Origin of the sequence: Lyngbya confervoides BDU141951 (genome assembly GCF_000817775.3) — a bacterium.
Classification (GTDB): Bacteria; Cyanobacteriota; Cyanobacteriia; order Thermosynechococcales; family Thermosynechococcaceae; genus Lyngbya; species Lyngbya confervoides.
Genome location: NZ_JTHE03000079.1, coordinates 4,528 through 18,138, shown reverse-complemented (window position 1 = coordinate 18,138; position 13,611 = coordinate 4,528). Strand labels below are relative to the sequence as shown.

The following is a 13,611-nucleotide window of genomic DNA, read 5'->3' as shown; positions in this document are numbered from 1 at the left end:
TTGAGCCATGGTCAACTCTCTTTTTCCCAGATTCTTCCGACGATGGTTTTGATCCGCCTTCACCCCTTTCCCCAGTCTAGATTGTCATTGCAGAATCCTGTCCTCTCTTCGGTCCCCAGGGGAGGCGGAAGATGGGGCAGGTCCCTGAGGGTGGGATCATTCATCCTTCCCTAGGGGAAGGGGAGGACGCTTCCGGCAATATTCTCGCATCGGCGGGCATTCCCGGTTTGGCCAACCCATTCGGGTTTTCAATTTGCAGCTTCAGGCCAAAGACTTGGGTGACCCGGTCATCGCGGAAGTAGATATTTTCTGGGGTGAAGGAAGCCTCGGTATCAATGGCCGACACCTGAGCTGCCAGAGGGCGATGGGGGTCTGAATCGAGATAGACCTGGGCTGCTTGCCCCACCCGCACCTCCCCCACGTTTTTTTCCGGAATAAATCCTCGCAGGTAGACCTCGTCTAAATTCACCACCGTGAGCACTGTTTTCCCGGCGGCAATGACTTCCCCAGGTTCTGTGGTGCGGGTGAGCACGATTCCGGCAATGGGGCTGAGAATGTCCAGGTTGCGCAGACGCGCTTCTAGCTCCCGCCGATAGGATCGTGCCGTCTCGACCTCAGCCTGCGCCGATCGCAGCTGCGCCTGGGCCTGAGCCAGCTGAGTTTGCAATCGCTGCACCTGGGCTGCACGAATTTCTGGATTCAGCTGACTGGCGCCTGACTGGGTTAAGTTTCCCTGGGCCACGTTGACCTGCTCCTGGGCGGTGGTAACGGCCGCTTGGCGGGCCTGTAACAGTTCCCGCAACGACTCATACTGAGTTTGAGCCTGATCAAAGCGCTGCTGGGAGACTGCCCCCTCGCGGACCAAGGTGGCAAAGCGATCGCGGTCAGCCTGAGCTAGATTGAGCTCTGCCTGTAACTGCTTCACCTGGGCCTGGGCCTGGGCTAGCTGCGCCTGCGCCGCCGCCACCGCCGCCTTTGCGGCATTCATGCGTCCGGCGGTATCATCCTGGGCCTGCTGCTGGGCGAGTTTGGCTTCGGCAATTTGTGTGTCAATTACTCCAAGCTGCAGGAATGCCTGACTCACCTGCTGTTGAGCTGCCGCAATTCGAGCCATTGCCCCCGTTAAAGCCGCCCGCAGTTCCTCGTCCTCTAGGCGGGCAATCACCTGCCCCGAACGCACGCGATCGCCCTCGCGCACGGCAATAGATTCAATTTTGCCTCCGACCTTTGCCCCCACATCGGTTTCGTAGCCCTCAATCCGACCGCTGAGCTGTAATCCCGGTTCCTGTGGCTGCTGCAGCAACTGCCGAGCCACTCCCGCGGCGATGGCGACAACGATCAAAATGGGTAACCCAATCCGCAGAGGCTTGGGCAGGCTTCGCTTTGGGGTTGGCGCTTCAGTCATGTCAATGAATGCAGTTGAAACAGCCACTGGAGGCTTCCTCTTTCTATGGGAACCCAATTTTCTGACACTCAGCCACACCGTTACCTTTATTTAAGTTTGGCCAGGAAAGGATACAAAGGCCGTCAGAGCGTGAAATGACTCAGAGGATCAGGGCTAGGGGAGAAGTTGTAGGGAGGGGAGCGCGATAATGGACCTAGCCCAGAGGAGGGACGAGCCGCCCCTAGGTGTTGAGAAAGGTTTGGGTTCAGAGTTTGGAAAAAGGCGTGTTGGGCAATGGTGATGGAGGATAAGAGTTCTATTTTAGGGAAGGCGATCCCACTGTTCCCCTTTTTGGCTCAATTGGCGCCTGCATTGCAGGCTGAATTTTGCCAACAGGCTCAGTTGATGACCCTTCCCCCTGGTCAGTTTATCTGTCTTGAGGGAGACACCTGCACGCATTTAGTGTTGATGCTAGCGGGCTCCGCGAGAATTTATAAAATGGGAGACTCAGGCCGCGAAATCACCCTTTACCGGCTTGAGCCTGGAGAAAGCTGCATTATGACCGCTTCGTGCATTTTAAGCACGCAAACCTTTCCTGCCTTCGCCGTCACAGAAACAGTGGTGGAAGGCATTGGGCTGCCTGCACCGGTCCTGCAACACTGGATGAGCCATGAGGCGGTCTGGCAACAATATGTCTTTGGTTTACTCTCTCAGCGTTTAATTCAGGTGATGGATGTTTTAGAAGACGTGGTCTTTCATCGGATGGATAGTCGGATTGCTGCCTATTTACTATCGCTGGTGTCTCCCAGCCATTCAGAGATTCAGATTACCCATGAAGCGATCGCTTCAGAACTGGGCAGTTCGCGAGAAGTGGTGAGTCGCCTCCTGAAAGATATGGAAAAAAGAGAGATGTTGATTCTTTCACGCGGGATGATTCGCGTGGTCAACCCGCGTGCCCTCGCTCACCTTGCCCAGTAAGTTGGTTCTGTGATTTTGTCACAGACGCCTTCCTCCAGCTTTTCTATCCTGGATGTATTCCAATCGAGAGGCCCCCTCCTCACGCTAACCTCAGGGATTGTTCTTTGTCCTGGGGGGCCGGGACAGAGGCAAGGCCTATCTCGTTTCCCATCACTTTTATCTCATCACTTTTAGAGGTCAACAATGATCAGTAATGTGGGCATGATGGATCGCGTGATCCGCCTTCTCTTCGCTGCAGGGCTGTTTTACCTGGGGGTCGGTATCTTTGCTGATTCAGCACTGGGGGTCGGGCTGGATATTGCCGCAGCGATCGCCCTGTTAACGAGCCTGCTTGGATTCTGCGGCCTGTATCAATGGCTGGGAATCAGCACTCGCCACACCACTCCCAGTCCTTAGAAACGTATGTTTAAAGACGCCAGTTCCATGGACTAGAACCGGCATAAATATTTATCCATCACTGGTATGGTTATCCCTTTTGCTACCCGTTTAGAGAGGCACGCATGACTCACTCCTATTCGCTCGAATCAGACTATCCGTCTCCCTCCCGGCGGCAATTTCTCAATTTCTTGACGGGGACTGTGGTTGCCGTCACCGCCGGGGCGGCCCTTTACCCCATGACTCAATTTTTTCTCCCGATTTCTGAAACCAGTGAAGACGGGGGACAGTTAGCCAAGGATCAACTGGGCAATCCGATTCCCGCCGGTCAGCTGTTAGCGTTGGCGCCAGGAAGTCGCGCCCTGGTGGCAGGGTTAGAGGGAGAACCTACCTATCTGACTGTTACAGAGGACGGCAGCCTGGACCGCATGGGCATTGTGGACAACTGTACCCATTTAGGGTGTACCTTTCCTTGGAACCCAACGGATCAACAGTTTCAATGCCCTTGTCATGGATCCTTGTACGACTCCAGGGGACAGGTGGTGCGTGGGCCAGCTCCCTTACCCTTGAAGCTGACTCGGGTTGAGGTTAAGGAGGGTGCCATCTGGCTATACCCCTGGACCGAACTGGATCCGCGGACAGGACAGCGGCCTTGGTGGAGCTGAGCTAGAAACTGAGCGCCTTTCTCTGCGCTATCTTGGGTCGACCTGTACAGCGGCCCAAATACATTCCGTTTCATTTCCCCGCGATGACAGCGTCATTCTAGCTCTGCCACGCCATAGGCTTATCACAGCAGAACACAGACGCATGACCGTCGTCCTGGGTCTCGCTGGGCTGAGGGGATATTCCTTCAGCCCTCTTGTTGTAGCCGAAGACGACCGGTTCAATGCTGGGTCGCTCTATTTCAAAGCATGATACGGTCTGGTCTATGGTTTTGAGAGGGGCATAGATCGCTACCGCCGTTAAGATTCCCCTACGGGCGATCGCAACGAGGACCGTTGCTGTTCTCCCCACCTGTGACGCCAAGCCTCGTTGGTTCGGAGGTGCGGCGATCGCCAAACTGGCAATACAAAGTAAGGGGATGAGACCCTGATACAAGTCGAAGATATGGAGCCAAGGCAGGTGGAAGGACCCTTCGCGGCCTATTGCTGGGCCGATTGGCACGGAATGTAGTCTCTGGAGCAGGTTTTTCTCTCTAGAGCAGGATAATCTCCCCAGCCTGGACTGTTCTAAATCACACCGCTTCGAGGACGCCTTTTACGTATGATAATAGCCAGAGATCAGCAGCTTGACCGTCTCAGGTTCAATCCTGGCTACTCCCCGATTGGTTTTCTAAAAGACAATTTTCTATGTTTGCAGAAGTGCTACCCACAAGACGATGGACAGAGATTTCTCAGAATTTCTGTCCCGGTGGGACCCTGACGGATTTTCTGGCTTCTCTGAGCCATGGAGTGTCGATTGTCCTCGGACTCGTCACCTTGGGGGTCATCGTTCTTTACGTTTGGGATCGTCACCGTTTCCAGATGCGCTGGCAGCAGGCTCAAACCGATTTTCAGCAGGAAAAAACCAAGCTGCAGCAGAAAATTCACGATCTCCTGCAGACTGAACCTGCGCCGCCGCACAGCGCCCTCCCGTTTTCACCGGCCCTGCAAACAGCGAAGGTGGCAATGTGGCAATGGGAGAAGGCCACTCATCAATTCACCTGGACGGATGAAAGATTCCGGCTATTGGGGTATGACCCACAAACTTCTAATCCTACCTATGAGCAATGGCGACAGGCGGTGCATCCTGAGGATCGAGCTTGCCTGGACACCCTCCTGAATTGCGAAAATCCAGAGGGAGCTGAGATCGAATATCGAATGATGCGTCCCGATGGATCGGTCCGCTGGGTGCGGGAACGCTCCTTCCCCATGGTCAATGACTTGGGTCAGGTATACCAGGTGGTCGGTGTGGCTGAGGATATCACGCCGTACAAACAGAGTGAGGCAGACCTTCGGCAGACCTGTGACTTCTTAAAAACCATTCTTGACCACCTCCCCATTGCCGTTTTTGTAAAGGATGGCAGAGCGGATCACTTTGGCAAAATGCTGCTGTGGAACCTAAAGAGCGAACAACTGTTTGGTCTCACAGCGGATCAGGCCATCGGTAAAACAGACTATGATCATTTCCCCAAAGATCAAGCGGATTTCTTCTTTCAAAAGGATCGATCAGCCTTTGATCGGGGCCAGCCCGAGGATATTCCTGAAGAATCAATCGATAGTTACAGTTTGGGGCGGCGTTTACTCCACACCGTGAAAATTCCCTTTTACAATGACCATCAACAGCCAGAATTTCTATTGTGCTTCTCGGAAGACATTACTGAACGCAAACAAGCCGAGGCTGCCCTGCGAGAAAGTGAAGCCCGATGGCAGTTTGCCCTTGAAGGATCAGGAGATGGAGTCTGGGATTGGAATGCCCAGACGAATCAGGTTTTCTTTTCTCGGCAGTGGAAAGCCATGCTGGGATACGCTGACCATGAGGTGGGAATCGGTCTGGAAGAATGGGACAGTCGCATTCATCCCGAGGATAGAGACCGGTGCTATGCCGATTTGCAGCAGCACTTTCGAGGTGAAACCTCTGTCTACCGGAACGAGCATCGGGTCTGTTGTAAAGACGGCAGTTACAAGTGGATTCTCGACCGGGGCAAGGTCATTGAGTGGACTGCCGAGGGACAGCCCCTGCGGGTGATCGGCACCCACACGGATATTACCGAACGCAAACAAGCCGAGGCCGCCCTGCGAGAAAGTGAAGCCTGGGCAAGGCTGGCGATTCAGGTTGGGCAATTGGGAGGATGGCGGCTGCACCTGGATACGAACCGCGTCGAGATGGACGAACGATTGCGCGAAATTTGGGATGAACCCGAGGATGTGGCCATGACTCCGCTAACCCAGGTGATGGAGCGGGTGCATCCGGAGGATCGAAGCCGGGTCGCCAGTGCTGTGAATGCAGCGATCGCCCCCCAATCACAGGGCCATTATGAAAGTGAGTACCGCCTGGTGTGGAAGGATGGTACCGAACGCTGGGTGTCAGCCAAGGGACAGGCGCAATTTGAAGGAGAGGGAGAGTCGCGCCGAGCCGTTGGTTTTTTTGGAACGGTGTTGGATATCACCGATCGTAAACGACTCGAAACTGCCCTCCAGGAAAGTCTCGATCACCTGCAGCAGCTGAACGATAATGTCCCGGCGATTGTCTACCGCTATGTATTACATCCCGACGGCAGTGATGCCCTCACCTACCTGAGTGAAAATGTCCAAGAGATTTTTGAGCTGCCTTTGGAGGTGTGCCTGCAGCAGATGTCTGCGGTCTGGGAACGGATACATCCGGAGGATATCCCCCGTTTGCGCACCACCATTCTAGACTCGGCACAGTCGCTGCAGCCCTGGCAGGAGCAATATCGATTTACAGTGCCCTCGGGTCGCCAGAAGTGGCTGGAGGCCAAGTCGTCGCCCAAGCGACAGCCGAACGGGGCTGTGGTTTGGGATGGAGTCATCGTGGATATTAGCGATCGCAAACGGGCGGAGGAAGCCTTGCAAGCGAGTGAACACCGCTATGCTCAAATTCTCAACTCGGTGCAAGATATGGTGTTTTGCAAGGATGCCCACTCGAAGGTGCTCTATGCCAACCAAGCAACCTGTACTTACTACGGTATGACGCTGGAACAACTGCAGGGCATTCGGGATGTTTCCTTCAATGATGATGAGCATACTCAACAGTATCTTGAGGCCGATCAGCAGGTCTTTCTCACCGGAAAACCCGTCGAAACCTTAGATGAACCCAATCGACGGGCCGATGGTACGATACGCTACTTCCACACGATCAAATCCCCCATCTTTGATACCGCAGGCAACGTTGTTGAACTGGTGGGGGTCTCTCGGGATATTACGGAACGCAAACAGCTGACAACTGCACTTCAGGAAAATCGCGATCACCTGCAGCAGCTGAACGACAATGTGCCTGCAATTGTCTACCGCTATATTTTGCATGCGGATGGCCGCGATGGGTTTACCTACCTGAGTGAGAATGCCCAGAAGATTTACGAGATGCCTCTGGAGGTGTGCCTGAACCAGATGTCTGCGGTTTGGGCGCGGATACATCCAGAGGATATCCCCCGTTTGCAAACCACCATTCTAGCCTCGGCACAGTCGCTGCAGCCTTGGCAGGGGCAATATCGATTTACGGTCCCCTCGGGTCGCCAGAAGTGGCTGGAGGCCAAGTCGTCGCCTAAGCTGCAGCCGAACGGGGCTGTGGTTTGGGATGGAGTCATCGTGGATATTAGCGATCGCAAACGGATTGAACAAGAACTCCGGATGTCCATCAAAGCCTTAGACAGTCATTTTGATACCTCCTTGCTCGCCATCATTGAATGGGATCGCGATCGCAACATTAAGCGATGGTCTAAGGAAGCCGAACAGATCTTTGGCTGGAGCGAGGCCGAAATTCAAAGCATGGATATCCCGAGCTGGCAGTTTGTCTATGAAGAGGACGCTGACTGGGTGTCGAATCAAATGGTTCTCCTGCGGCAGGGAGTGATTAAGCGCTGCCGGTTTGAGAACCGCAACTATCGTAAAGATGGCACGGTGATCACCTGTGAGTGGCACTCTTCCGTCATTTTTGATGATGGGGGGAACCTGGAATCGATGCTGTCCTTTGCTCAGGATATTAGCGATCGCAAGCAATTTGAAGCCACGCTTCAGCAAAGGTTACAGCGTGAGCAATCCCTGAATCGGGTCTTCCAAGCCATTCGCCAATCCCTTGACCTGGATGTGATCTTTGCCACCGCCACCGCTGAAACCGCACGATTAATGCCCGATCTCGACTGTTGTGTGGTGCAATATTGTCCCACCCAGGGAGTTTGGAAACACGTCGCAGAATTTCAGTCTAGTCCCAATAGTCCTCGTCTCATGCCTTTGGAGATTCCAGACCTGGACTATCCCTTTGCCTCCCAGATCAAGCGGTCGGAAATTGTCCGGGTGGAGGCCCTCGATAATCTGGAAAACGAGAATACTCAGAATCTTGCTTGCAGCTTATCCGGCGCCTGGCTGCACATTCCCCTGCAGGTGGAGGATAAGATCTGGGGCAGTTTTGCCCTCAATACCCCTCAGCGACCCTTTACCTGGACAGAGGCACAAGTCCACCTGGCTCAAGTCGTCGCAGGACAGTTAGAAATTGCCATTCAGCAAGCGCAGTTATATCAACGAGTGGAGCAGGAAAAACAAAAGCTTCTGCACAGTCAAAGGGCTTTGCTCCAGGCGCAACAGATTGCTGAGCTGGGCAGTTGGGAATTGGATGCAGCGACCCAGTCCATGGTCTGGTCAGATAGCCTGTTTCAGATGTTTGGCTTTGATCCGGCTGCACCGGAACCCGATTTTGCAGAGGTGATGATGACCTACATTCACCCCGAAGATCGACCCCGACTGGAACAGGTCATCAAGCGGGCGATGACGGCGGGAACTTCCTACGAAATTGATCTGAGATTTTTTAGAGCTGATGGGTCAATGGGGTACATGGAAGCCAGAGCAGAGGCAGTGCGCGATGACACCGGGCAGATTGTCAAGGTCGTGGGCACGTCTCTGGACATTAGCGATCGCAAATTTGCCGAACAACAACTGCAAAATCTGGTGGAAGCCACCGCCGCAACCACGGGCAAAGACTTTTTTCCCGCCTTGGTCAACCATATTTCCAGGGCATTGCAGGTCTCCTATGCCCTTGTGTCGCAACTGGTGGATGACGAGTTGCAGACCTTAGCGTTTTGGGCAAACGGATCTTTGCAACCGAATTTTTGCTACCATCCCGCGAAAACCCCCTGCGAGTATACCTTGAAGCAGCGGGTCTTTTACTGTAGTGACTCCGTTCAGCAACGGTTTCCCGACGACGTTGATTTAGTTCAAATGCAGGCAGAAAGCTATCTAGGAGTGACTCTAAAGGGGGCTCAGGGGCAAGTGATTGGGAATCTATGTGTTCTTGATCAGCAACGTCTCCAGAATTCTGAGCAAGCCGAGGTTCTCTTGCGAGTCTTTGCGGCCCGTGCTGCCGCCGAGCTGGAGCGAGAACAGGCCCAACAAGCCCTGAAGCAGTTGAACCGTACCCTTGAAGCGCTGGTAGAGGAGCGCACGGCGCAATTGACCCATCGCACCATCCAGCTAGAGGCGACCAATGGGGAACTGGAATCGTTTTCCTATTCCGTTTCCCATGATTTGCGTGCGCCCCTGCGTCATATCCATGGGTTTGTCAGTGCGCTGCGGCAGCAATTGGATAGCCACCAGGCACTCAGTGATCCGAAGGTGGTGCATTACCTGCAAGTCATTGAGAGCAGCAGCCATAAGATGGGACAGTTGATCGATGGTTTGCTGATGCTCTCCCGGCTTGGGAGCAAAGCAATGCAGTCTCGCCCTGTGGTACTGCGGGATCTGGTGGATGAAGCGATCGCCCTCCATCAAGGCTATTCCGAAACACCGCCCTCGGTGCAGTTTGTGATTGGGGCTCTGCCCATTGTGGAAGGGGATGCGACCTTGCTGCAACAGGTCTTTAGTAATCTGATTAGCAATGCACTTAAATTTAGCTGTCATCAGCCTACTCCTCAAGTTGAAATTGGTACGCTAGCGGATGGCACCCTCTTTGTGCGCGATAACGGTGTTGGTTTTCAGATGGAGTATGCCGATAAGCTGTTTGGCGCATTTCAACGGCTCCATGCCCAGGCTGACTTTGAGGGAACCGGAATTGGACTCGCGATCTGTAAGCGAATTATTCACCGCCACGGTGGCAGAATCTGGGCAGAAAGCCAGCTTGATCAGGGGACGATCTTCTACTTCACTTTGGGAGAATCTGCCATTGAAGTCCAGGAACTGAGGGGATCGACATGAGAGGATTTGCGGTTATCATCCGCATCACCTCGGCCCCCTCTCCGCTGCCTGTGACAGGTTTGCCTGGCGTCAGCAGAAAACATTCACTGCTCTCTCTGCACCCGTAGCAATAAACCCAATCTCCACGGACCGAGTGGGTGGACCTCGCTTCGCAATCTCCAAAACAGCCTGAGGATGGTCAGGGGAGACGGAGTAGCGGTTGCATACCCGTTAGGCCATTGTGGGATTGAGTTAATCAGCTTAAACTGGGTAAAATTCGTAAATCTTATGATTTTGTCTTCGAGTTAATAAAAATATGACCCTATTTCAATCCCTAACCATCCCCGAGCAAGGTCAGTTAGTGGATGTGCGACAGAGTCGCTTTGTTGTGACTGATGTGCAGCAATCTCAGGTTTCAGAGAGTCCTGCCATCGAATCCTTTGGGCGATCGCAGCACCTTGTTACGTTGTCTTCTGTGGAAGATGATGCCTTGGGGCAAGAGTTGCAGGTGATCTGGGAACTCGAACCTGGAGCGCATGTGTATGAAAAATCAGAATTGCCAGACCCCAAGGGCTTTGATGATCCGTGGCGATTGGATGCGTTCCTTGATGCGGTGCGCTGGGGGGCAGCCTCTTCCGCAGATATTAAAAATGTGCAGTCCCCGTTTCGCAGCGGTATTGATATTGAGGATTATCAGTTGGATCCGGTGGTGCGGGCGATTCAAATGCCACGGGTGAATTTACTGGTGGCGGATGATGTGGGTTTAGGGAAAACCATTGAAGCGGGGCTTGTTGCCCAAGAACTGATCCTGCGGCAGCGGGTGCGGCGAATTGTGATTGTCTGTCCATCGTCATTACAAATTCAGTGGCGCGATCAGATGCGCGACAAATTTGGCCTCGATTTTCGGATTGTGGACAGTCAACTCATGAAGGAATTGCGGCGCAGTCGGGGAATTCATGTGAATCCCTGGACGCATTTTCCGAGACTGATTACGTCGATTGATTTTTTGAAGCGCGATCGCCCCCTGCGGCTGTTTCGGGAAGTGCTGCCAGCAGAAGGGGAATCGATTTATCCGCGTCGGTTTGATCTGTTGATTGTGGATGAAGCGCATAATGTTGCGCCTTCGGGGTCGGGGCGCTATGCCATTGATTCCCAGCGGACGGCGGCGGTGCGGCTTTTGGAACAACATTTTGAACATAAGTTGTTTTTAACGGCGACGCCCCACAATGGTTATCCGGAAAGTTTTACGGCGTTGTTGGAGCTATTGGATGCCCAGCGATTTGCACGAGGCGTAACACCGGATCGAACCCAACTAGAAACGATTATGGTTCGGCGCTTAAAGCAGGAATTGCCTGCGGAATTTGACGGGCGATCGCGCTTTCCAGAGCGAAAATTAGAGGCGATTGCGGTGGATTACCCTGATGCGGAACGTCAGGTACATGGTTGGCTGAAGGAGTATACGGAGCTGAGACGCAAAACCGCAGCGGACGATGCGACGGAACTGTATGCCACCGAGTTTGTCTTAAAGCTGTTAAAAAAGCGTCTGTTTTCATCACCGGAAGCCTTTCGATCGACCTTAGAACAACATCGAACTTCGATTCAGCAGGCTCAGCGGAAACGAAAGGGAACCTTTTCTAAGCCGTCAGTGGGGATTCTGCGGCGGCAGTTGGAACAGGTGGATGAAGAGTTTGCCGATGATGGGTTGTTTGAATCGTCCACTGAGGATGCGGTGGATTTGTCCACTCGATTGTTTCAACCGCTATCGGCTGAAGAGGAACAGCTTTTGCAATCGATGGCGCAATGGGCAGAGCAAGCTTCCTCTCGGGCTGATGCTAAGGCTCAAGAACTCCTGAACTGGATCTCGACCTATATCAAGCCTAATGGGGAATGGTCGCACCAGCGGGTGATTATTTTTACAGAGTATCGAGCGACTCAGAAATGGCTGTTTGATTTGCTGGCGAGTCATGATTTGGCGAGTGAGGATCGGTTGATGACCCTTTACGGGGGGATGGATGCTCAGGAGCGGGAACGGGTGAAGGCGGCTTTCCAGGCAAGGCCAGAACTCTCAGCGGTCAGGATTTTGCTGGCGACGGATGCGGCTTCGGAGGGGCTGGATTTACAGAATCACTGTGCCAGACTGATTCACTATGAAATTCCCTGGAATCCGAATCGGATGGAGCAGCGCAATGGCCGGATTGATCGGCACGGTCAGCGGGGCTGGGTCGATCGAGATGGAACCTTGCACCATGAGGTGTTGATCTATCATTTCGTGGGCAAAGGGTATGCCGCGAATGTGGCGAATAGTAGACCAGGGGAACTGGAGGGGGATTTAGAGTTTTTGATGCGGGCGGCGCTGAAGGTGAACAACATCCGTGAGGATTTGGGCAAGGTGGGGCCTGTGATTGCGTCCCAGGTAGAGGAGGCCATGCTGGGGCGGCGAGTGAATTTGGATACGGCTCAGGCGGAGAAGTCGTCGGAGGCGGTGCGGCGGATGTTGAAGTTTGAGCGGTCGGTGCGCGATCGCATTGAGGCTTTGCGGACACAGCTACGAGAAACACGGCTGGAACTCCGCTTAACACCCGACAATATTGCCACCGTGGTGCAGGTGGGGTTGGATTTAGCAGATCAGCCGCCCCTGATACCCGCTGAGATTGAAGGGATTAAGGGCGATGTGTTCCGGTTGCCGGAAATGCGCGGCAGTTGGGCAACCTGTGCCGATGGGTTGGCGCATCCCCATACCAGTGAGACTCGTCCGATTGTGTTTGATCCGGACTTAGCGCGTCAGCGGGATGATGTGGTGCTGGTGCATCTGAATCATCGACTTGTGCAAATGTGTTTGCGTCTATTGCGGGCGGAGGTATGGTCGCGGGAAGGTCGCAAGCGTCTTAATCGAGTGACGGCGCGGGTGGTACCCAGTGATGAACTGGAGTTTCCGGTGGTGATTGCCTATGGACGGTTGGTGATTTTGGGGGGCGATCAACAGCGGTTGCATGAGGAAGTGATTACGGCGGGGGGAAGCCTCAAGGAGGGACGGTTTAGCCGACTCAATGTGGGGCAAGTGAATCAAGCGATCGCGGTGGCATCTGGGGAATCGGTTCCAGAGGCCTTTCAGCAGCGATTGGTGGAGTCTTGGCCGAGTCATCAGGAGGCGTTGCTGCGATCGCTAGAAGTTCGGGAGCAAACCCGCACCGAGGCATTGCAAAAGACGTTGCAAGATCGCTGTGAGAAGGAAGTGGCGGATATGACGGCAATTTTGACGGAGTTAAAGGAGCACATCGAACGGGAGCTAAAGCAACCGGATGTGGAGCAGTTGGATCTGTTTAACTCGGCGGAAAAGGAACAGTTCGAACGCAATCAGGGCAGTTTACGCCAGCGGGTGGAGCAGATTCCGGCGGAGATTGAGCAGGAGGCGGCGGTCATTCGATCGCGGTTTGCTGCGCCTTCAGCGCGGTTGTTTCCGTTGGCGGTGACCTACATTGTGCCGCAGCGTTTGGTTGGGGGGTGAGAGACTTTGCATAGGCCCTCACCCCCGGCCCCTCCCCAAACTGGGAGAGGGGAGGTGGTAGGATGCATGACTTTGGACGGTTCCCCTTTGCTCAGAACTGGTTGCATAGGCCCTCACCCCCGGCCCCTCTCCCAAACTGGGAGAGGGGAGGCGGTAGGATGCATGACTTTGGACGGTTCCCCTTCGCCCAGACCTGGGAGAAGGGGGTAGGGGATGAGGGCTATTCTAGGGGCTTCGAGTGTTGTCAATGTTTGGAGGGAATGAGCGATGCCTATGGGCCGAAAGGCTGTTGAGGGCGTTGGGAGGTGGAGATACGCTTTGTATTGGCCCTCACCCCCGGCCCCTCTCCCAATTTGGGAGAGGGGAGGTGGTAGGATGCACAACTTTGGACGGTTCCCCTTCGCCCAGACCTGTGAGAAGGGGGTAGGGGATGAGGGCTATTCTAGGGGCTTCGAGTGTTGTCAATGTTTGGAGGGAATGAGCGATGCCTA

At 54.1% G+C, this 13,611-nt stretch carries 6 protein-coding genes; 5 read left to right on the top strand and 1 reads right to left on the bottom strand.

The annotated features are described in order from the left end of the window. Positions 1-160 precede the first annotated feature (160 nt). Positions 161-1,405 carry an HlyD family secretion protein gene (locus QQ91_RS13255; protein WP_166275341.1) on the bottom strand — a complete coding sequence of 415 codons (1,245 nt, stop codon included), beginning with the start codon at positions 1,403-1,405 and terminating at the stop codon, positions 161-163. A gap of 279 nt (positions 1,406-1,684) precedes the next feature. Between QQ91_RS13255 and QQ91_RS13250 the strand changes: the two genes are divergently transcribed. The 5 genes from QQ91_RS13250 (at position 1,685) to drmD (ending at position 13,120) form a co-directional block, all read left to right on the top strand. Beyond that, positions 1,685-2,362, top strand: coding sequence for a Crp/Fnr family transcriptional regulator (locus QQ91_RS13250; RefSeq protein WP_201277104.1), 678 nt, complete (start codon positions 1,685-1,687; stop codon positions 2,360-2,362). A gap of 183 nt (positions 2,363-2,545) precedes the next feature. Further along, complete coding sequence (locus tag QQ91_RS13245) at positions 2,546-2,758, top strand: YgaP family membrane protein (protein ID WP_166275337.1); 213 nt, start codon at positions 2,546-2,548, stop codon at positions 2,756-2,758. A gap of 104 nt (positions 2,759-2,862) precedes the next feature. Continuing rightward, complete coding sequence (petC, locus tag QQ91_RS13240; protein WP_166275335.1) at positions 2,863-3,402, top strand: cytochrome b6-f complex iron-sulfur subunit; 540 nt, start codon at positions 2,863-2,865, stop codon at positions 3,400-3,402. Positions 3,403-4,086: 684 nt separating this feature from the next. Continuing rightward, positions 4,087-9,636, top strand: coding sequence for a PAS domain S-box protein (locus QQ91_RS13235; protein ID WP_201277103.1), 5,550 nt, complete (start codon positions 4,087-4,089; stop codon positions 9,634-9,636). 295 nt (positions 9,637-9,931) lie between these two features. Continuing rightward, entirely contained in the window at positions 9,932-13,120 is a 3,189-nt protein-coding gene (gene drmD, locus QQ91_RS13230; protein WP_166275333.1) for a DISARM system SNF2-like helicase DrmD, read from the top strand. The last annotated feature ends 491 nt before the right edge of the window (positions 13,121-13,611 follow it).